Origin of the sequence: Paenibacillus sp. JJ-223, assembly GCF_927798175.1 — a bacterium.
GTDB lineage: Bacteria > Bacillota > Bacilli > Paenibacillales > Paenibacillaceae > Paenibacillus > Paenibacillus hubeiensis.
In genome coordinates, this window is sequence record NZ_CAKMMP010000001.1 from 573,870 (window position 1) to 594,422 (window position 20,553).

Annotated in this window: 16 protein-coding genes and 2 pseudogenes; 15 read left to right on the forward strand and 3 right to left on the reverse strand. The window is 46.9% G+C overall.

The window, feature by feature from the left end:
• The first annotated feature begins 107 nt into the window (after positions 1-107).
• The 5 genes from trxA to L6H98_RS02405 all read left to right on the forward strand — a co-directional run bounded on the left by trxA (position 108) and on the right by L6H98_RS02405 (position 3,868).
• On the forward strand, positions 108-425 hold the full coding sequence (gene trxA / locus L6H98_RS02385) for a thioredoxin (protein ID WP_236412586.1): 318 nt from the start codon (positions 108-110) through the stop codon (positions 423-425).
• A 126-nt stretch (positions 426-551) separates the two neighbouring features.
• Entirely contained in the window at positions 552-1,322 is a 771-nt protein-coding gene (locus tag L6H98_RS02390; RefSeq protein WP_236412587.1) for a glucose 1-dehydrogenase, read from the forward strand.
• 213 nt (positions 1,323-1,535) lie between these two features.
• The gene (locus L6H98_RS02395) at positions 1,536-1,925 is read left to right on the forward strand and encodes a rhodanese-like domain-containing protein (RefSeq protein ID WP_236412588.1); all 390 of its coding nucleotides are present in this window, start codon (positions 1,536-1,538) and stop codon (positions 1,923-1,925) included.
• 207 nt (positions 1,926-2,132) lie between these two features.
• Positions 2,133-3,233: an FAD-dependent oxidoreductase gene (locus tag L6H98_RS02400; protein WP_236412589.1), complete on the forward strand. Its 1,101-nt coding sequence runs from the start codon at positions 2,133-2,135 to the stop codon at positions 3,231-3,233.
• Positions 3,234-3,292: 59 nt separating this feature from the next.
• Positions 3,293-3,868, forward strand: coding sequence for a TetR/AcrR family transcriptional regulator (locus tag L6H98_RS02405; protein WP_236412590.1), 576 nt, complete (start codon positions 3,293-3,295; stop codon positions 3,866-3,868).
• Between the two features lie 223 nt (positions 3,869-4,091).
• Here the strand turns inward: L6H98_RS02405 and L6H98_RS02410 are convergent, their stop codons facing one another.
• Complete coding sequence (locus L6H98_RS02410; protein ID WP_236412956.1) at positions 4,092-4,760, reverse strand: metalloregulator ArsR/SmtB family transcription factor; 669 nt, start codon at positions 4,758-4,760, stop codon at positions 4,092-4,094.
• Positions 4,761-5,396: 636 nt separating this feature from the next.
• On the opposite strand from L6H98_RS02410, the pseudogene L6H98_RS31335 reads away from it, so the two are divergent.
• The 7 genes and pseudogenes from L6H98_RS31335 to L6H98_RS02440 all read left to right on the forward strand — a co-directional run.
• Positions 5,397-5,465 (forward strand): annotated as a pseudogene (locus L6H98_RS31335) (hypothetical protein); the annotation flags it as partial.
• Between the two features lie 51 nt (positions 5,466-5,516).
• A pseudogene (locus L6H98_RS02415) lies at positions 5,517-5,953 on the forward strand (MFS transporter); the annotation flags it as partial.
• A gap of 494 nt (positions 5,954-6,447) precedes the next feature.
• A complete protein-coding gene (locus L6H98_RS02420; RefSeq protein ID WP_236412591.1) occupies positions 6,448-7,812 on the forward strand; it encodes a cytochrome ubiquinol oxidase subunit I in 1,365 nt (454 codons plus the stop codon).
• Positions 7,809-8,825, forward strand: a complete 1,017-nt coding sequence (locus L6H98_RS02425) for a cytochrome d ubiquinol oxidase subunit II (protein ID WP_236412592.1) — start codon at positions 7,809-7,811, stop codon at positions 8,823-8,825. The genes L6H98_RS02420 and L6H98_RS02425 overlap by 4 nt, the downstream gene beginning before the upstream one ends.
• Before the next feature lie 64 nt (positions 8,826-8,889).
• Positions 8,890-10,710, forward strand: coding sequence for a thiol reductant ABC exporter subunit CydD (gene cydD, locus L6H98_RS02430; protein ID WP_236412594.1), 1,821 nt, complete (start codon positions 8,890-8,892; stop codon positions 10,708-10,710).
• A complete protein-coding gene (gene cydC, locus L6H98_RS02435) occupies positions 10,707-12,434 on the forward strand; it encodes a thiol reductant ABC exporter subunit CydC (RefSeq protein WP_236412596.1) in 1,728 nt (575 codons plus the stop codon). The genes cydD and cydC overlap by 4 nt, the downstream gene beginning before the upstream one ends.
• A gap of 66 nt (positions 12,435-12,500) precedes the next feature.
• Positions 12,501-13,268: a response regulator transcription factor gene (locus L6H98_RS02440; protein ID WP_236412598.1), complete on the forward strand. Its 768-nt coding sequence runs from the start codon at positions 12,501-12,503 to the stop codon at positions 13,266-13,268.
• Positions 13,269-13,369: 101 nt separating this feature from the next.
• On the opposite strand, the gene L6H98_RS02445 is transcribed toward L6H98_RS02440, so the two are convergent.
• Positions 13,370-15,169 (reverse strand): HAMP domain-containing sensor histidine kinase, encoded by a 1,800-nt coding sequence (locus L6H98_RS02445; protein WP_236412600.1) that lies wholly within the window; start codon positions 15,167-15,169, stop codon positions 13,370-13,372.
• Positions 15,166-15,894 carry a response regulator transcription factor gene (locus L6H98_RS02450; protein WP_236412602.1) on the reverse strand — a complete coding sequence of 243 codons (729 nt, stop codon included), beginning with the start codon at positions 15,892-15,894 and terminating at the stop codon, positions 15,166-15,168. The genes L6H98_RS02445 and L6H98_RS02450 overlap by 4 nt, the downstream gene beginning before the upstream one ends.
• A gap of 143 nt (positions 15,895-16,037) precedes the next feature.
• Between L6H98_RS02450 and L6H98_RS02455 the strand changes: the two genes are divergently transcribed.
• The 3 genes from L6H98_RS02455 to L6H98_RS02465 all read left to right on the forward strand — a co-directional run bounded on the left by L6H98_RS02455 (position 16,038) and on the right by L6H98_RS02465 (position 20,506).
• A complete protein-coding gene (locus L6H98_RS02455; RefSeq protein ID WP_236412605.1) occupies positions 16,038-17,324 on the forward strand; it encodes a DUF418 domain-containing protein in 1,287 nt (428 codons plus the stop codon).
• Between the two features lie 235 nt (positions 17,325-17,559).
• Complete coding sequence (locus L6H98_RS02460; protein WP_236412607.1) at positions 17,560-19,257, forward strand: cellulase family glycosylhydrolase; 1,698 nt, start codon at positions 17,560-17,562, stop codon at positions 19,255-19,257.
• Between the two features lie 466 nt (positions 19,258-19,723).
• Positions 19,724-20,506 carry a MerR family transcriptional regulator gene (locus L6H98_RS02465; protein WP_236412609.1) on the forward strand — a complete coding sequence of 261 codons (783 nt, stop codon included), beginning with the start codon at positions 19,724-19,726 and terminating at the stop codon, positions 20,504-20,506.
• The last annotated feature ends 47 nt before the right edge of the window (positions 20,507-20,553 follow it).

Here is a 20,553-nt window from a genome sequence, read left to right on the forward strand (position 1 = left end):
GAAATACCATGAATATCTGCTTGACAGTCGTATTATTCAATTCTATAATTCAATTAATCAATTGAATATAATATCATTTGATTGAATATATATAGGAGGTTGTCCTTATGAGTGCAACTGCATTAACAAATGAGACGTTTAATCATCAAATTCAGTCTGGAATTACTCTGGTTGATTTTTGGGCACCATGGTGTGGTCCTTGTCAAGTCCAACTGCCGATTGTCCACCAATTGGCCGACGATATGAAGGGGAAAGCGACGATTGCAACGGTGAATGTAGACGAACAGCCGGAGTTGGCCTCACGTTTTGGAATCCGGAGTATCCCAGCATTACTTTTGTTCCAAGATGGTAAACCACTCGATGCAATGGTAGGCATTCATCCACGTGATGTTCTCGAAGCAAAAATGGTTAAACTTATGGATTAAGTGATCGGATAATCGGTAACAACGCTAAAAAAATGTTGCCGATTATCGTTAAACCATATAATGAAGCCATTACATTTGCCTTATAACTACCTTCTAGTAGGTAAAATTGAAATAGGAGATGGTATCATGAAATTTGAAAACAAAACAGTAATTGTAACGGGTGGCGGAACAGGAATTGGAAAGGCCACAGCACAACGCTTCTTTAAAGAAGGCGCAAATGTAGTCATTAATGGCCGTCGGGAAGATGTTTTAAAAGAGACTGCTCGGGAGATTGATCCTTCCGGCAAGAAAGTCATTATCGTAGCGGGCGACGTCAGTTTGCCAGAAACATCGAAAAATCTCGTTCAAGTCGCTGTGGAGGCTTTTGGTGGAATAGATATACTCGTAAACAACACTGGCAAATTTAACCCGACTCCTTTCCTGGATCACACTGCGGATGATCTGCAATCGTATCTAGATACGATTGTTAAAGGTACATTTTATCCTTCGCAAGCAGTAATTCCGGAAATGAAAAAAAGAGGTGGGGGAGCGATTGTGAATACCGGTTCAATGTGGGCTATTCAAGCGGTAGAATCGACGCCATCGGCCGCATATTCGGCTGCTATGGCAGGTAGACATGCTTTGACTAGAAATTTGGCTGTAGAATTGGCAGGCGACAACATTCGAGTGAATGCAGTAGCACCCGCCGTCGTCGAAACTCCAATCTATAATACATTTATGAGTGAAGAACAAGTAGCAGAAGTACTGCCAACCTTTAATGCTTTCCACCCTATTGGACGTAACGGTACAACGAAGGACGTTGCAGAAGCCATCCTGTTTTTGGCCAGCGACTCGGCTTCTTGGATCACTGGTGTAATTATGCCTTTGGACGGCGGTGTTACGGCACGTCTTCGTTAATTTTATAATGTGCATGGTTGAGAACTCCAATCGAATCGGTTGGGGTTCTACCATTCATGACTCCATATTGACAATAAGACAAATCCATCCTAAAATTCAACCATTCAATTGAATAATTCAAAAATAAAGCGAGAGGTGCTTAGAGGTGTATCGACATTCAATATACGTATCCAATGTTAAGGGAGTAAAGAATACGTCGCTTAGGAAAGTTACATGGTGATCACAGTTGCACTATTCTTTATCATCGCAATCGGGATTTTTCAGCATTTCCGTTATATGCGAAACGTAACGATTTTATCGATAAATCAAAGCCAAATTCATCCATTTCCCTATGCCAAATTACTTGATGTTCGAGATGCTTCCGATTTTAACAAGTCATCCGTACCCACATCGATTAACATTCCAATAGGTCGACTATCCTTCGTTTGGGAGAAGGAGCTTACCACAGAGGATCGGGTTGTGATTTTGACCGATACATCTTTCAAGGGCAGGAAAGCTGCACGAATATTATTAAAAAGAGGGTTCCGACATCTGTACCTCATGGTTGGCACGGTTCCTGCTCAGAGTGAATGGTTTGGGACTCAAGAGAAGCTTGACCAATAAAAAAATATATAAACCGCAAAAAAGATACACACGTTAACGGAGAGGCAGAACCAATCTGAAGAAGCGAAGCGGTCGCATTTATCACCGGATTTTCCCTTTGAAAAAGGGAATTTAAAAAATCTGGGGATAACAGCGATCGGAAGATGGTACTGCACTCGCAGTGCCTTGTGTGATTGTTTGTCTTGCATATCAAAGGAGATTGAAGAAATGAATAATCCAGTAATCATTGTAGGCGCAGGTTTAGCCGGAATTCGCGCCGCAACGCTGCTCCAGGCAGAAGGAATTGATTATCGAATTTTAGAAGCAAGGAACAGAGTGGGGGGACGAATTTTATCAATTGAGAGCTCAACCATGCCGGAATCGGGAAAATTTGATCTTGGACCTACTTGGTATTGGCCGCGTTATGAAAAATCGATTTCCGAGCTTGTTCAAGAACTTCGTCTTGAAACGTTTGAGCAATATACTGAAGGTGCTATGTTGTTCGAGCGCTATGAAGGTAGAGCACCTGAACGACATGTCTTACCTGAACACGCCATAGAAAGATCCCTTCGTTTTACCGGAGGCGCGCAAGCTTTAATTCGTTCATTAGTTGATACGTTGCCCTCTAATAAAATTGAATTAGGAGTGCATGTCAAAGGAATCGATCTAAGCGAAGATAAAGTCATCTCGATCAGAGCCGAAGATTCGGAAAGGCATACCAAGGAGTACACAACAAATTATGTGATTCTTGCATTGCCACCCAGACTTATTGTAAAACACATTCATTTTTCTCCTGCCTTGTCTAGGCAAACGGTAAGTGATTTGATGAACAAACCTACTTGGATGGCAGCCCAAGCAAAAGCGGTAGCCGTTTATGATCGACCATTTTGGAGAGAAACGGGACACTCAGGAATGGCTTCAAGTTGGGTCGGCCCATTACAAGAAATACATGATGCATCTCCTGGTACAGGTTCAGGTGCCTTATTCGGTTTTTTTGGAATGCCAGCAACTACCCGCCAAGAGATAGGTGAAACGCGAATCTCCAAGTTGGTCATCGATCAATTAGTTAGACTTTTTGGGCCCGAGGCAAGAGAAGTACGGGAAATTCTATTGCAGGATTGGTCAACTGAACAAGAAACAACAGTCTCAGATGATCTTATGCAGCGTTCAAGTTTCCCTGAATACGGAGCAATACCAGTAGTGGGTGATTGGGAACAAAAAATCATTTTTGCAGGAACCGAGACTAGTTCAGAGTTCGGCGGTCATTTGGAAGGAGCACTACTTTCGGCTGAAAGAGCGGTTAACCAGATCATTGCATTTGTGAAATAAACGATTTCTACCTATTAGTAGATATTCCGAGTGGACAGGAAGGAGAGCAGTTTACATTTATGAATCCAAAGAAAAACACAGTGCAAGACATCATGGATACCGGGCTTACTTTGGTTCAAGCGCGAGGGTATAATGGGTTTAGCTATGCAGACATAGCAGAAGCGATCGGCATTCGTAAAGCGAGCATTCATTACCATTTTCCCTCTAAACAAGACCTAGTCCAGGCTATTCTGATTCGATACCGCCAAGATTTCACAGACCGGCTTCAAAAAATTAGCGATCAACCTTCGAGTGAACTTCAAAAGTTAAAATCTTTCTTTGGGCTGTATCGTGAAACGCTGGAAAACAACACCAAACTTTGTTTGTGTTCTATGATGGCTGCTGAGCTGAATTCCTTTCCCGTTGAAATTCGGGATGAAATAAACCGATTTTTCGAAGCTAATATCACTTGGGTTCAGCATGTACTGGACCAAGGAAAATCAGATGGAGAGTTTTCGTTTTCCAACGCTACTTTGGAGCAAGCACGGACACTTATTGCCTTTGTACAAGGGGCTCAATTGTTATCCAGAACTTCAGGTGAAATTGGATATTATGATGCGCTTGTCTCAAACTACTTGACAACGTTAGTCCCATAAAACGGATTAAAAAAACCACGTATTCATTGAGATCATGAATAAAGTGACCCCATAAAGTGAGACAGGTGATTTAGCTAGGCGATTAACCGGGCATGAGCCTCGATATTTTGTATCGGACCGAGAATAAAAAATTGCTTATGGCACACAAATTGAATTCGTTAAATGACAAAAGACCTCTATCCAGATACTGGATGAGATCTTTTGCATAAGAACAAGAGCTGACTTAATGGATCAGAAAATGACCTTGCCATTCATTGATTCCTTCATCCATGCGATAAGCTTTAAAGCCTTCTTGTTGCAATTTTTGAACAGCCAGTGCCGAATACGCGCAAACCGGACCCTGACAGTAAGCAATGACCTCAGCGTCCTTCGGGAGTTCTCGCATCATGCTATCGAGCTGATCCATAGGCATTGAAATGGCTCCGGGGATATGTCCCATTTCGAATTCTTCTTTTGGACGCAGATCGACCAAAACAATGGATTCACGATTCACTTTCTCCATAACTTCATCCATGGTGAGTGTTTGGACCCCATCAAGGTTGTTTATAAAATCGTCTTTTAATTTTGAAATATCCGGAAGTTGCTTTTCACTTATTCGCCAAAGGGAAGACATGAAATCAATAATTTCAGGATCTGCTAGAGAGTAAATGGCATAGGTTCCTTTCTTGGTGAACTTTACAAGCTTGGCATCAAGCAAAATTTGAAGATGACGGGATACGTTGGCCATATTCATACCTGTACATTCTGCCAATTTTTCGACAGACTTAGGGCTTTGAGCCAACACATTCAGTATTTCAAGTCGTTTGTCACTCGACAAACTTTTACCGATTCGTGCAAGTTGTCTATACAGATCCTCTTTCAATACCTTTGCTGAAGCCAATGGTTCTTCCATCATGATCAACCTCTATTCTATGTCGTTATTCTTCACATTAAGGTGTTTATCTTCAATCATTAACTTCTATAATTGAATTGATTCAATTGATTAATAAAATTGTATCATGTTCTATCATGTAATCAAGGACCAGCGATAGGGATTATCTTGACGAAAGGATCACTGTGAACTATAATTCAATTGATTGATTGAACGTTTGATTTTGGGCAGTTCATACATTAACTCATGAAGGTTCGAAATCGTGGCAAAGGTCTAATTGTTAGTTCGTGATGAAGATGTTCAAGTCCTGCATGGCTTTAGCAGTGAAGCTAAAGCTAAAGCATACCTGGAAAGTACTCTTTTCACAAATGATGTTGTTGTTGGGCTGAAGGAACTGCTCCAGTCTGATCCGGAAATTCGTATTTATAGTACTTTATAGAGAGAAGTTTCTACTACTCTAAAGGATCACGCTAATACTACAAAATTTACTTTATAAACCGACATTGCAATCCCGCTATGTCGGTTTAGTTTCATCAACACATGAAATAACTCAATGAAGAAATTTCATGTTAGGGAACCGCTATTATCAAATTATGTAGGGGAGAAAGGGCTGATCCCAAACAACTTCTTATGTCTTCAGCAGCAGCTTGCTATTTAATGACTTTGGTATTCTTGTTGGATCAAAGGGATCAAAGTCGAATTCCTGTAGCGGAATTGTCTATGGAGACGGAAGGCAATACGACTTCAGAAGGACAATTGCATCATTCATCGTCGAAGATTGAACTGATTCGTCTGTCGGGATTCATGTGGCTTCGATGTATTTACCATCGGTAATAACAGGGGTCCTGGTTGATCGATTCGGTTATATTAGGATGGCCTATGTTTCAGGCTTCACCTTGTTGTTGTCAGGTGTGCTCGCTGCTTTTGCACCTGGTGATTCCATGGTATTGCTCACTCTTGCTTTGGCTCTTCTGGGCCTAGGCTGGAACTTTGGTTTGATTAGCGGGACTGCAGCCATTGTCGATGCAGCCCCATCCCATGTCCGTGCGAAGACGCAAGGAACAGTGGATGTTTTGATTGCATTATCAGGAGCATCCGGGGGAGCATTATCAGGCATGGTCGTGGCACAATCCAGTTTTACCGTCCTTTCATTGATTGGAGCCTTTTTGTCACTGCTACTCATCCCCGTCGTCATTTGGTTCCGTAACAAGTAATTAACCATCCTTTATATACAACCCAAAACCTTTCTTCTAGTTTATTGTGTGACTAACAATGAATTAGAAGAAAGGTTTCTTTTTTTAGGTGAAAACTAAAGTGGTATTATTCAGCATGTTGGTCCAACTGTAATGTTTCTCCATAGGTTAGCTCTATTACGCAATAGCCCAATCGGGTGATTTTTACATTTTTCACGGAGTTGTAAGAAAGAATTGATCCTTCCTTGAACGTTTAGAGGAGAAGGCGTGACCACAATTGCAACGCTAAACGTCAAGTATATAATAAATTTTAAATATCAGGTTTTGTAATACTTGGACCGCACTTTCAACAGTTTCGGGTTACGGCCAAACCTACTATGTGAAAAAAATCTCTTTCTAATCACAAAGCAGCTAAGCATCAATTAGCCCCCGAAGGTCATGAAGTTCAGCATCTAAACCTGATGTTTTGTTTCTTCATTTTAGACAAAAACAAAGTTGGAGGGGAGAAGGTAAAGATGGGGATGGATACGGTACTATGGAGCAAACTGGTGACTGGTATGACGCTAGCATTCCATGTAATTTTCGCAACACTTGGCGTGGGGATCCCTTTAATGATTTCACTGGCCGAGTTAATAGGCATCCGCAAAAAAGATCTGCACTACATACTTATGGCAAAGAGGTGGTCACGAGGGTTCGTTATCTCCGTTGCGGTAGGCGTAGTCACGGGAACAGCAATTTCGCTGCAGCTTTCTTTAGTATGGCCTCATTTTATGAAGCTTGCGGGTAATGTTATTGCGCTTCCATTGTTTATGGAGGTGTTCGCCTTCTTTTTTGAAGCCATTTTCCTAGGGATTTACCTGTACACATGGGATCGGTTTAAAAACCCCATGATGCATTGGCTGCTAACCATTCCGATTGTGGTCGGGGCAGGGATGTCAGCCGTATTTATCACAACGGTAAACGGATTTATGAATCAACCGGGAGGTTTTACGTTTGAAGGAGGACAATTCACAGCCGTTGACCCCGTTCAAGCCATGCTGAGCACGGCAACCTTTTCCAAGGTGTTTCATGTATTAAGTTCGGCCTATTTAACAGGAGCGGCTTTGCTCGCAGGCGTTGCAGCTTTTTCAATGCTTCGAAAAGGAGCTTCAGGATACCACAAAAAAGCCTTAAACCTGATGATGGCAGTGGTTTTGGTGTTCAGTTTAATAAATACATTGGCCGGTGACGTCTCCGCTAAGTTTTTGGCTGAGCATCAACCCGAAAAGCTCGCAGCGGCAGAATGGCATTTTGAAACGGAGAGCGGGGCCGATTTGATATTTTTAGGGTGGCTTAATGTTGAACATGAAATTATAGGTGCACTTCACCTTCCGAAACTTCTCAGTTTCTTGGCTTTTGGAAATTTCAATGCAGAAGTAACGGGTCTGAATGAGTTTCCGATTGACGAACAACCGCCTCTCATCGTTCATTACTTTTTCGATTTGATGGCAGGCATTGGATTTGCATTGCTAGGCATTTCTTTTCTGTATTTCCTCTTCGTATTTTGGAAAAAGCGAAATGAATTCAACAAGTGGCTGCTGAGGTTAGTTGCATTAGGCGCACCGCTTGCAATTTTAGGCGTTGAGCTGGGATGGTTTTACGCAGAACTCGGCAGGCAGCCTTGGATTATTCGAGGATTTATGCGTGTAGAGGAAGCCGCGACGACATCCCCAAGCGTCAGAATCCTTTTTTTCTTCTTCCTTCTTCTATACATCGTGTTGGGGACCGTTAGCGGTCTTGTCCTTCGTCGCATGTTCAAACATAATCCGGCAGAAGTTGAGATGGAGAAGTGGATGCAGCATGTAAGCGATAAAACAGCATTGAAGGGTGAGCATGCATGATGAGTTACGAATTGATTGGAATTTCAGTGCTCTGGTTGTTTTTGTACGGATATATCATTATCGCTTCCATTGATTTCGGAGCAGGGTTCTTTGCTTTTTATGCTCGATTTACGAAACAGGATCATGTAACCAATAAGCTGATTTCTCGTTATTTATCGCCCGTTTGGGAAATTACGAATGTATTTTTCGTTTTTTTCTACATTGGCATAATCGGCTTTTTCCCGGAAACCTCCTATTATTATGGATCAGCCATGCTTGTCCCAGGAAGTCTTGCCGTCATTTTGCTCGCGATTCGCGGTTCATTTTATGCATTTGAGAATTATGGTTCAAAAAATAATCTGGTTTATCTGTTTCTGTATGGAGCAACCGGGGTGCTTATTCCTGCCTCACTGTCAGTCGCGCTGACGCTATCCGAAGGCGGATTTATTTTGAAACAAGGAGAGACGGCCTCGTTGGATTACTGGGCGCTCTTTAGCAGTCCATTGTCCTGGAGCATCGTTGGGCTGGCCATTGTTTCTGTTTTATTCATCAGCGCTTCCTTTCTGGCTTTTTACGCTTCGAGGGCTGAAGATCATGGAGCGTTGAAATTGATGCGGACCTATGCCCTTTTTTGGAGCACACCTACAATCGTGATCGCATTGACGACATTTATTTTTTTGGGCCAACACAATGAACGGCATTTTCAAAATATGATGGATTTGTGGTGGCTGCTCGCATTTTCTGTGGCCTTCTTTATGATCGCCATGTGGCTGTTATATCGAGGACGTCGTTACGGCTGGGCGTTTATATGCATCATGCTGCAATTCTTCAGCGCTTTTTTTGCTTACGGAATTGGACATTATCCATACATTCTTGACCCATACATCACCATTCAAAGCAGCGTCACCTCCTCATCCATGGGCTTCGCACTGGTGGTCGCGTTTATCGGCGGTATGTGTCTCTTGGTTCCTTCACTGATCTTGGTCTTCAGACTCTTTCTATTTGATGCGGATTATGTGAAAGGAAAGAAATAGACAAGTTCATCGTTTCCTTGAGGGTTGTCTCTCAAGGAAACTTCCAGAAAGGAGGAGAGTTAACGTGAAAAGAAAGACGAGCCTCATTGCTCAACAAATGTCTGCACAACGAAAATCCGTCGTTCTTCTTGCCCTCATTTCATTTGTACTTGGTACAGCCATCGTTGTTCAAGCTGCACTGCTTGCAGAAGCCGTCCAGCGTATTTTCGTGGAAAAAGCCTCTTTTTCATCCGTCGTTTGGATCCTTGGCATGCTTTTGGTGACTATGGCTTTACGTACACTGTTATCATTTGGCAATGGGAGAATAGGTCTGCACATGGCGGCCAACGCAAAGACGAGCATGCGAGCATCTGTTACGCGAAGCTTGACCCGTTCTTCCATGGGTTTAAGTGTTCGGGGACAGACGGGAGAAAAGGTCAGCGTAGCATTGGATGCAGTAGATGAGGCCGATCATTATTTCAGTCAGTACATGCCAAAAATGGTAGAAGCCATGATCATCCCTATTTTGATTCTGGTCGTTACGTTTACTCAACATGCAAATTCAGGTCTCATCATGTTGTTTACGGCTCCGTTTATTCCCATCTTCATGATCTTGGTGGGACTGAAGACGAAAAATAAATCGGAAGAAAAATATGCGCAGCTGGCCCACTTCTCCGGTACGTTTTTGGATTCCCTCCAAGGCTTGGTTACATTGAAAATATTCGGCCGGGCCCAACGACAGCAGCAGGCGATAGAGCATAGCAGTTTAAACTACCGTGATACAACCATGGATATTTTGAAAATCGCATTCATGAATACGTTCATGTTGGAATCCATTGTGATGCTTAGTATCGGTATTGTCGCTCTTGAATTGGCCATTCAGTTGGTTGTTTTCAAATCCATGACGTTCCACACGGCATTTCTCGTTTTGTTGCTCGTTCCGGAATTCTATAATCTCTTAAAAAATACAGGCACTGCTTTTCACAGCGGACGAACAAGCATGGGGGCGATCCGTAGGGTGGAAAGCATGCTTGAGAAGAATAGGGGTAACGGTAAACCCGTTCTAATGGAGAACATGGTGAGAACCGAGGAAAGCGATGAGAACGATCGAATGACGAAAGCAGATGAAGCCTTCCCGATGCCCCATCTACAGTCGCTTCCGATACCGCCTTCGATAGAACTAAAGAATGTACGGTTTCAGTATGCTCCGGATTCATTCGAACTTTATTCGGGAAGTGTGTTTCTTAAACCCGGAAGCAACATTGCCATTGTTGGAAAAAGCGGTGCCGGTAAAACGACACTGCTTCATCTTATTGCCGGTTTGCTGAAACCGGATTCGGGGACGATTCTGGTGAACGGAAATCCGCTTTCGCAAGAGAATGAAGAAGTATGGTTTAAACAAGTTATCTATATAACGCAGCACCCTTATATTTTCGCAGGCACATTCGCCGAAAATATCGCGATCGGTGCGGGTCGGGACGTTTCCAGGAAAGAAATCGAGAAAGCGGCAGAGGAAGCCGGACTAACGACGGTTGCGGCACAATTGGATCAAGGATTGGATACTTTCGTTGGCGAGGGAGGACGCGGACTATCTGGTGGTGAAAAGCAACGTCTTGCCTTGGCACGAGCTTTTATAAAGCGACCTGCCATCATATTGTTCGATGAGCCTACAGTAGGGCTCGATTTGCACACCGAACGCATACTGCAGCGTTCCATTTCTACATTATCGAAAACGTCTACCATGATTACGGTGGCACATCGATTATATACGATTCAACATGCCGACAACATTTTGTTTGTAGATCAAGGAACGATTGTGGATTCAGGCCGTCACGAGGAACTTCTGAAACGATTGCCCCAATATGCTGAAATGGTCGCTGTCCAACAAAAAGGGGGATTAACATGAGTGAGCTGGCTATGTTGTCAAAGGCGATGTTCCAAGAGCGGAAAGATATTGTCATTTCGATATTAGGAGGGTTTATGGCTGGCATAGCCGGTGTAGCTCTCTTTTCCGCAAGCGGGTATCTGATTTCTCAAACGGTATTTGAGCCACCGCTCTACACATTGATTATTCTTACATCTCTTGTGAAATTGCTTGGTTTTCTCCGGTCCGCGAGCCGTTATGGAGAACGATTATATACCCACAGGGCAACGTTCTCCATCCTCAGCCGTTTGCGAACTTCCTTTTTTGCCAAGCTCATCCCTTTGACACCCGGGATACTGAATAAAAATCGAAGCGGGGACCTGCTCGCACGGATTGTGGGGGATGTAGAAAGTTTACAAAACTATTTTTTGCGTGTTGCATATCCGCCGGTTATTGTAATTATGGTGTTTTTGGCAACAGTGCTTTTTACCGCGTCCTATTCCATCTGGATTGCCGGTTTGCTGGTGCTGGGAATGGTAATTACTGCAGTGGTCGTGCCTGGCATCGTTCTGTGGGGACAACGGAAAATTCATGAGCGTGTCCGCGAGCAGCGATCGAAACTGTCCACGGAAATCACGGAAGTGCTGTATGGCTTCCGGGATTTAAAGGTTTACGGGCAATTGGCACAGCGTGAGGAGCAGCTTCAGCGCGATTCGACTTCATTGGCAGCCGAGCAGCAGCGAGCTTCCGCTCAATTGTTGCTGGGACAGTCCATGCATGTATTTGTTACCTTTTTCATTGCTTGGAGTGTCCTGACGCTCAGTGCATATTTGATTGTGGACGGAAGACTTGCTGGCGTATTTCTTGCCATGCTGGTGCTGGCCACGCAAACGGTTTTTGAAGAGTCGGCTGCTATGGCCGTATTGCCTGCATATAAACAAGATAGCGAACATGCTGCCAATCGGCTGGCGGAAACATTATCGACTCAAGTTGCAGGATCGCCAATGGGAAAGTCGACTCCTTTTACAACAGATGTGCCCATATCGATTGAAATAAACAATCTTGCTTTTCAATATGAGGGGGAGTGGAGGCCAGCGCTAAACCATTTCTCACTACATCTTGCGGCAGGCTCTAAAACAGCGATTGTTGGGCCGAGCGGATCAGGGAAATCTACGTTAATCGAGTTGCTGCTCAAACTACGAAAAACAACGTCGGGCAGCATAACAATAAATGGCGTTTCCATTCACGAATTGGACGAGGCGAACATCTGGGAGTTGGCCAATGTAGTGCTGCAACAAAGCCATTTTTTCCGAGGAACGCTTCGTGAAAATCTACTATTAAATGCGGAAGAACATTCCGACGAGCGACTATTAGATGTGCTTGCTAAAGCGCAATTTTCAACGGCTTCTCTAAATCAGGTGGTCTATGAGAAAGGTGAAAACTTATCCGATGGAGAAAAACAGCGGCTTGCCTTGGCACGGGCCATGCTGCGCAAAGGACGTCTATGGTTGCTGGACGAACCAACGTCTTCTCTTGACTACGTCACCGAGCAGCATGTCCTGAAGCAACTGTACGAACAAGCGGCTGGAGACACACTTCTTCTCATTTGTCATCGCCTCACCGGCCTGGAGAGCATGGATCAGATTGTCGTCATGGAACAGGGCGAAATCGTGGAGATCGGCTCATTTACGGAATTGATGGAGCGGAAGGGATACTTTTATACGTTGAAACAGATTGAATCGCAGATGATTGCATCCGATGTTTAACAAGCTTGAAGTGATGCAAGTGAATCGGTGGGTTCACGTTGTTCATGCAGTTGGAGGGCGGCAGAAATGATGAAAAACGATAGAAAAGTATTATTGGTTGATGACGAAATGCGCATTCGCAGTATGCTGCGGATGTATTTGGAGAAAGAGGGATTCACAGTCGAAGAAGCGCAGAGCGGCACACAAGCCATCCAAAATTATTGCGTGAAGCATGTCAATTATGATTTGATCGTGTTGGATTGGTTACTGCCTGACATGAATGGGATTGATGTTTGCAAGTGGTTGAAACAGGCACAACCCGATGTGCCGATACTGATGTTATCCGGGCGATCGGAAGAAAGGGACCGTATTGAAGGTTTTAGAGCAGGTGCAGACGATTACGTCGTCAAGCCGTTTAGTTCAAGAGAAATTGTGTTGCGCATCCAAAACATGATAACTCGTGTACATGCTCCCAACCCCTATGTTCCCGAAGCCGATGACTCGAATAACAACGCCATCATCATCGGTGAAATCGTTCTTTACCCTTCAGCACGCCGTGTGATGGTAAAGCAACATGAGGTCCATCTGACTCCGAAAGAATATGATCTGCTCTATTTCCTAGTCACACATCAAGAAAAGGTATATTCTCGTGAGGCATTACTTACGGAAGTTTGGAAATCTTCGCACCGGAAGATTTATGATCAACGTACAGTAGATACCCATATTAAACGTCTGCGTGTAAAGCTGTTCTCCAATTATCCGGAAGGAAACGAATGCATTCAGACATTATGGGGATGCGGCTATATGTTCCACGAGTTTAACTATGCAAAGCCCGAAAATAAGTCAAAAGGGTAGAGAAGGAGGGAGAGTTGGAAAGGAAACGTTGGTTTAATGAGAAATGAGCAGCCTGTAGGGTAAACAGGCTGCTCATTTTTTGAAGTACGTCTAATCCACGACTACAGGTAACTTCCGGTTTCTCGTTCGGAAGCCGGAGATGGCAGCGCGGGGAACGTCAGTTTGATCATTGTGCCTTCGCCAACGCCGGACTCCACCGTAATCGTGCCTTTATGCGCGGCCACGACAGCGTAAGCGATACTCATACCGAGTCCCGCTCCATCCATCCCCTCGTCCGTGTTCGTCCCTCGGTAATAACGGTCAAAGAGGCGGGATTGTGTCTCCGCGTCCATGCCTACACCGTTATCACGGACGGTGATGAAGGCAAACTCTCCTTCATGCATAACGCTCAGTACGATTTCCGTCCCAGGCGGGTTATGCTTGACAGCGTTGGAAATTAAATTGTCGAGCAAACGTTGGAACCACTTTGGATTGGCTAGAATACGTAGAGAAGCCGGACTTTCTTCGAAATCGAAAACGACGTTTTTCAACGTTACGTCGTTAACATAACGAAGAACGGCACGGCGAACGAATTCATTGAGTTCCAGCGGTTCCAGCTTTTCACCTGGCGTATGATTTTTCAGTTCGAACGTCAGCGAAAAGTCCTGTAACAGTTCTAACATATATGTACTTTTTTCGCGGATTGTGCCTCCAACCTCTCTCAGCTCCTTCTCGCTCCAGCTGAACTGCCCACTTTCCAGCAGATGGCCGTAACCTTGGACGGTTGTGAGCGGTGTACGCAGATCGTGCGAGATGCCAGTCATCCATTCTTCCCGGGATTGCTCCAAACGGAGGCGTTCATTACGCGCACGAGCTAGTTTATCTGCCATTTCGGAGAAGCCTGCGATGACCTCGTGGTACAGCTTATACCGGGCGCGGAAGCGGCCGTTTTTGCCAAAAATCTTCCGGCGTTCCTTCTCGGTAAAGACCTGTTCATATTCGCCTCTGCCCATTCGTTCGAAGCCTCTCATGAACAGCAGCAGGGGACCGCCGTATCGGTAGCCGTGCCACACTGCGAGAGCAAGGGAAAGCAGTAAAATCGCTATGCCGACGATAACCAGAATGATCAGCAGCGTACGCAATATCGGCTGGTTCGTTGGTTGTTCACTCGCTCGCGGCCGTTCAATCAGCCATGTATATTCGGAAGCAGGATCGTAATGATAGGAGACTTCCATCTTCGATTTGGCCGGTTGCTGACGCATCTCAATCAGGGCCAGCGCCCCGTACGTCGCATAGTTTGACGGAAGCCCAAAGTTCTGAGCGACGCGGCCGGCTTCGTCCAGTATTACAAGCGAAGCTCCGATCGATTTCACTTTATCGTCTAATGTTGCAGCGGCGGAGTCTGGTACCCGTCCATTTTCGGAGTACAGCTCGTACCATGCTTCAAGCCTTGATCCGTCGGCATCTTTCCGCCCCAGCAGATAAAGATTTCGGGAGCCGAAAATCTCTTCGTATAACGTGGTGACATTGTATTCGCTCAGCCTTCCCGTATCACTGATTCGCAGCAGATCAGAAGCAGCGTATTGCTTCGGCACGCCTTCAGGTACGTTCAGATCATAAACTTCCCGTCCGCTTTCGTTGACGATCTGGAGCCAATATCCCTTTTGTTCCAGCTGATCCTGCCAGAAAGACGGGAGCTCTACGCTGTCGCCCTCGATGATCGCCTCCATCGACAGCGAATCCAGCACTTCTGAAGGTAAGTCGGTCTTCAACTGTTCGTTACCGATGTAATACATCATTGTAAATAATGAAATCAATACAATGGCCAGCACCAGCAGCCAAAGGGTGAAGAACTGGAGGGTAAAATGGAATCCCAACCGCCTCGCGATACGGCTCCGTTTCATTTTTGCCTGCTTTTTCATACGTTTTCACCCTTCACGAGCTTATACCCGAGTCCGCGAACGGTCAGGAGATAACGTGGCGAGCTTGGGTCTGACTCAATGCGTTCACGTATTTTGCGGACATGAACCATGACCGTATTGTCATCGCCGAGTCCGTCAAAGCCCCAGACGGATTCGTACAGTTGGGCTTTGGAGAAGACGATGTTTGGATTTCGGCACAGGAACAGCAGCAGCTGGTAGGCTTGGGCAGGGCAGGGCACGTTCCGGCCGCCGACAAGCAGCTCACCGGCCCGTTCATCAAGGACAAATCCCCCGAAGTCATATCGCTGACGAGGGTCCGCGTTAGGCGTGACGGCGGATTGGACCGCTGTTTCGGCTATTCCTCGCCTCAGACGCGCTTTAATTCGGGCTGCGATTTCCAGCGGATTGAACGGCTTGGTCACATAATCGTCTCCACCTACGGCAAAGCCCGTCAGTCGATCCAAGTCCGTCGTGCGTGCCGTCAAATAGATCAGATGTGCGTCGGACTGCGCCCGAATCTGCGGTCCGAGCTCAAAGCCCGTACGGTCGGGCAGCATGACGTCGAGCAAAATAATATCGGCGCCGTATTCGAGCAGAAGCTGCATGCCGTCTTCCGCGTTGTCTGCTGTATAGATATGCTCGAAGCCTTCCTTGCGCAGCACGAACTCGAGCATTTGCACGATCGCTTTTTCGTCGTCCACAATTAGAATTTTTGCAGAATTCATTGGGAAATCTCTCCTTGTCTACATATTGCATTAGTCATTGTACCAGAGAAACCTTAACGCTGCTTAAAGGGAGAGGCCTGTTTCCAATGCCGCGTTAAGGAAATGTTAAGGAAGGCTTTAACGCTCATTTAGGACGGGACGTTATGCTGAATACCGAGGTGATCGAATTGAGTACATATAAAAAGCGCGTTCAATTAATCGATGGGCTGCGCGGATTCAGCCTGGTGGGCATTGTGCTGGCCAATATGTTGATTTTCCAGTACGGCCTGTTCGGCGAAAGCGCACTGCATCTGTTTGGGATTAAGGGGGCGGACATGGCTTTTCATTCATTCCTGGAGGTTACGGTGGTGGGCAGCTTCATGCCAATCTTCGCATTTATGTTCGGGTTCGGAATGATCAAGCTATCGGAAAGCCTGAAAACACGGGAACTACGACCGAAGTGTCACCTGGCCCGCCGTTTTCTGCTTCTATTCATTATCGGGCTGCTGCACTCGACATTTCTGTGGGAAGGGGATATCTTGACGTTTTATGGCATCACCGGTTTCCTTCTGCTTCTGTTTCTGAACCGGAAACCAAAAACATTATTCATCTGGGCGACAATATTACTAACGGGTGCGGGTCTGCTTGGTCTCCCGGCTTCAGATCCGTCAGACCCACTGGCTGCTCCGTCTCAGGAGATGATCAATTACATTGTGCAAAGCCAGGATGTATACGGCAACGGCAGCTATACGGAGATTAAGGATTTTCGCAACAATGCCGACCCTTTCGGGGAGATGGATAAGAACTTCATCTTGCTTGCTCTCGTGCTGGCCCCGGTTATCACGCTGCCGATGTTTCTGCTCGGCATGCGTTCCGCCAGAATCGGAACGTTTGACGATCCGCCAGCCATGAGACGTACATATTCTCACCGCGCCGCATTTCTGATTCCTGTTGGACTGTTACTGAAAGCATACGGCGTATTAGCCCCGCAGCTTGGCGTGGAAAGTTGGCCAGGCACCGGAATTGGAACAACGCTCGGAGGTATGCTGCTTGCGCTTGGCTACATTTACGCCTTTGCACTGCTGTATACGGGAAGCGGCCGTGCTGCCCTGATGGCAAGATTTGAAGCGGTAGGCCGTCTCTCGCTTACGAATTACCTGATGCAAAGCGTAATCTGTACGACGATTTTCTACGGATATGGACTCGGACTGTTTGGCCGTGCCGGTGTTTTCGTCGGGGCGCTCATCGCGCTTGCCGTTTATTGCATTCAGTTGTGGCTTAGTCCCGTTTACATGAAGAAGTTCAGCAGTGGGCCCGTCGAATATGTTTTGCGCATCTGGACGTACCTGTCTTGGAGAGGACAGCCAAGAAAGAAGAAACGAAAACAACGGACTCTATTAGAAAGCGAGGCAAACTCACTTGAGCCTGATGGCGCTGCCGCAAACCGCTAAACAAAGGTAAACCCCGGTTGCGGTATTGCAAAGGATCAGTCCATATTTTTTCGCGGAGCGAATGGTATAAGTCCAAACGAAGCTCGTATTCTCCCTGTCACATGAAATATATCTACAACAACTGCCTTGATTAACCGATATATTCTAAGGAGCATGTCATTGCAGGCGCGATGTACCTGCGAGATTATACACTGCTTTCCTAAGGTTATTCTGGATCATAGAAAGGGAGGATCGGATGAAAAAAATAGGAACCTGTCTGCTGCTGGTGGCCATGCTCGTCTCGGGTATCGGGGCTGCAGCATCAGCCAATTCCTTGTCTTCTTTGGGCTACTACCACACGTCAGGCAACCGTATCGTCGATGCGCAGGGCAAACCGGCCAACTTCAACGGAGTGAACTGGTTCGGATTTGAAACGGACAACTTTGCTCCCCATGGCTTGTGGACACGGTCGATGGACAGCGTGCTGGACCAGCTTGCCAAGGAAGGTTACAACTTGCTGCGCATTCCATATACGAACGAAATGCTGCTGCCAGGCAAAACGCCAAGCGGAATCGACTATGCGAAAAATCCTGACCTGAAGGGGCTGACGCCGCTGCAACTGCTGGACAAGCTCGTGCAAAAAGCGGGAGAACGCGGGATGAAAATCATTCTTGACCGTCACCGTCCAACGGCCTCGGGGCAAACGGAGCGATGGTATACGCCATCGGTTCCGGAAAAGACATGGATCAAAGACTGGAAGATGCTTGCAAAGCGTTACATGGGCAACGACACGGTGATCGGCGCCGATTTGCATAACGAGCCGCACGGTTCCGTTTGCTGGGGATGCGGCGATTCGGCCACCGACTGGCGGTTGGCTGCCGAACGGGCGGGCAATGCGATTCTCGCCGTTAACCCGGATTGGCTGATCGTTGTGGAAGGGGTGGACGCGAAAGTAAAGGGACAGAGCGGCTCCTATTGGTGGGGCGGCAATCTGAAAGGGGTCCGCAAATATCCGGTCCGGCTGAAGGTGCCAAACCAGATCGTTTATTCGCCGCACGATTACGGCCCGGGTGTTTCGTCGCAGCCGTGGTTTGCCGACAGGAAATTTCCCGCCAACCTGTCCGGTGTATGGGATGCGAACTGGGGTTACATCCATAAGGAAAAAATCGCGCCGATCCTGCTGGGGGAGTTCGGCGGACGCAGCGTCGATATGGCCTCGAAGGAAGGCAAGTGGCAAAACGCGCTTGTCGATTACATCAGCCGAAATGATCTGTATTGGACATATTGGAGCCTCAACCCGAACAGCGGAGATACCGGCGGGCTGCTGTTAGGCGACTGGCAGACATGGAACAAGCCGAAGCAAAAGATGCTTGCCAGGATCATGAAGCCCGTGAACGGCGGACAGCCAGCCGCTCCGAAACAGGCAGCAGACCCGGCGCCATCGAAAAAGGCAGCAGAAGCGACGGAGCCTGCGAGCGGCGGAACGAACGCTGCCGAGGGACTCGCCGTCCAGTACAAAACGAGCAACAGCAGCGCGGCAGAGGACAATATGATCCATGCTGCGTTTAACATCACCAATAACGGTAAGACAGACGTCCCGTTGAGTGAAGTGAAGATTCGTTATTATTTCACGAAAGACGGCAGCAAAGAGCTCCAATTCTGGTGTGATTGGGCCCAGGTTGGCACAAACACCGTTAGCGGAACGTTTGCACCGATCGAACCGGCGCGAACAGGAACGGATGGGTATCTGGAAATCCGGTTCGCGGCGATGGCCGGTTCGATTCCGGCAGGCGGCCAATCCGGCGACATCCAGGTACGTATCGCCAAGAGCGATTGGTCGGATTTCAACCCGTCGGACGACTACTCGTTCGACGGGACGAAGACGTCGTTCAGCGACTGGAACAAAGTTACGCTGTACCGGAAAGGAAAGCTCGTCTGGGGAATCGAGCCCTAGCTCTGCCATGCATCGAAGACCAGGGGGACTGTCGACGGCTGCAAGCGGATTTTTCATCGCCGGATGATCTGCAAGTAGGGGAGTTTGTGCTGCTGTAAGGTGTTCCCCTTGTTAGAGGTGTATATTGGCGAAGGCTGGTATACTTTTTAGAATGGAATGCTCCGGCTCTGGCATGGTGTTAGTGTGAACCACGTGTAACGTTCAGCTGGGGAAGCTTGTTGTTGAAGGACAAGAACATTGTTCTATTCAAAGTCGCTATTATAGCGGCTTTTTTAGTATGTAAGTACAAGTTCTTGACCCTATCCAAGGACAACAACTTATATGATTACTGATTAGGCATGTACCATAAAGTATGGAAGTCCGACTATATTTTAATTTCTGCTTGCCCCTGACGCTGCGTGAGGGAGTAGAATGAAATCGTCTCATGCATAGAGAAGACAGTTCATGGAGGAGGTTTTTTGCAGAAATGAATGGACAGACGTGGCTGACGGTGGGACAGCTTTCGGAGCAGGCGGGTGTATCGATCCGGACGCTGCACTACTACGAGGAGCAGGGACTATTATCCCCTGATCGGCAGGGGACGGGCGAGCATCGGGTATACGGGCTGGAGCAGATGGAACGGCTGCAGCAAATCACGGCACTGAAATTTTTAGGTTTTCCCCTTAAGCAGATCCGGGACATTTTGGAATCCGATACGGCTGCGGAAGAATGGGACGGGATGCTGAGTCAGCTGGAGATCGGGATGCGGATAAAGAAAGAGGAGCTTGAACGCGCTCTAGCTGCACTTGCACGGCTTCGCGCTCTATCGGAACTGAACGGGCACGAGCAGATGAGCACGTTGATGGCAATCATTCGCGGGGTTCAGACCGAGCCGGAGCAGCGGGAATGGCTGGAACAGGCCAGGGGGAAACAGGCTGCTGCCGCCATTTTTGACCACATGGGGCAGGTGCAGCAGGACATGGACCGACTATATCTGGAATTTGTCCGGGAAGTGAAGCAAAGAAGCGGAGGCCCCGTGCACACACCGGAGGTTCAGCGCCTCATTGAGCAGTACATGGAGGCCCAGATGGCGCTGGTCGGGGAAGAGACGATTGCCATGATCGGCAATCCGGAAGAGTTTGACATCGCCGGACTTGAGCCTCTGACCGTCGGCGGCTCTCCGTTTACGCCCGAAGAAGAGCAGTGGCTGAATCGGGCGATGGAAGAAGCCGTGAGGCGTCGCATGACCCAGGCAGAAGAGGATTATTAACCAGGCAGCGTTAAGGGTCAAAATGGGAAGCGTGCAGCTGCTTTTGA

Excerpts from the sequence above, each read along its gene's own strand:
- trxA (WP_236412586.1), top strand. The coding sequence starts at position 108 with ATGAGTGCAACTGCATTAACAAATGAGACGTTTAATCATCAAATTCAG.
- L6H98_RS02390 (WP_236412587.1), top strand. The coding sequence starts at position 552 with ATGAAATTTGAAAACAAAACAGTAATTGTAACGGGTGGCGGAACAGGA.
- L6H98_RS02395 (WP_236412588.1), top strand. The coding sequence starts at position 1,536 with ATGGTGATCACAGTTGCACTATTCTTTATCATCGCAATCGGGATTTTT.
- L6H98_RS02400 (WP_236412589.1), top strand. The coding sequence starts at position 2,133 with ATGAATAATCCAGTAATCATTGTAGGCGCAGGTTTAGCCGGAATTCGC.
- L6H98_RS02405 (WP_236412590.1), top strand. The coding sequence starts at position 3,293 with ATGAATCCAAAGAAAAACACAGTGCAAGACATCATGGATACCGGGCTT.
- L6H98_RS02410 (WP_236412956.1), bottom strand. The coding sequence starts at position 4,760 with ATGGAAGAACCATTGGCTTCAGCAAAGGTATTGAAAGAGGATCTGTAT.
- L6H98_RS02420 (WP_236412591.1), top strand. The coding sequence starts at position 6,448 with ATGGGGATGGATACGGTACTATGGAGCAAACTGGTGACTGGTATGACG.
- L6H98_RS02425 (WP_236412592.1), top strand. The coding sequence starts at position 7,809 with ATGATGAGTTACGAATTGATTGGAATTTCAGTGCTCTGGTTGTTTTTG.
- cydC (WP_236412596.1), top strand. The coding sequence starts at position 10,707 with ATGAGTGAGCTGGCTATGTTGTCAAAGGCGATGTTCCAAGAGCGGAAA.
- L6H98_RS02440 (WP_236412598.1), top strand. The coding sequence starts at position 12,501 with ATGATGAAAAACGATAGAAAAGTATTATTGGTTGATGACGAAATGCGC.
- L6H98_RS02445 (WP_236412600.1), bottom strand. The coding sequence starts at position 15,169 with ATGAAAAAGCAGGCAAAAATGAAACGGAGCCGTATCGCGAGGCGGTTG.
- L6H98_RS02450 (WP_236412602.1), bottom strand. The coding sequence starts at position 15,894 with ATGAATTCTGCAAAAATTCTAATTGTGGACGACGAAAAAGCGATCGTG.
- L6H98_RS02455 (WP_236412605.1), top strand. The coding sequence starts at position 16,038 with ATGCTGAATACCGAGGTGATCGAATTGAGTACATATAAAAAGCGCGTT.
- L6H98_RS02460 (WP_236412607.1), top strand. The coding sequence starts at position 17,560 with ATGAAAAAAATAGGAACCTGTCTGCTGCTGGTGGCCATGCTCGTCTCG.
- L6H98_RS02465 (WP_236412609.1), top strand. The coding sequence starts at position 19,724 with ATGAATGGACAGACGTGGCTGACGGTGGGACAGCTTTCGGAGCAGGCG.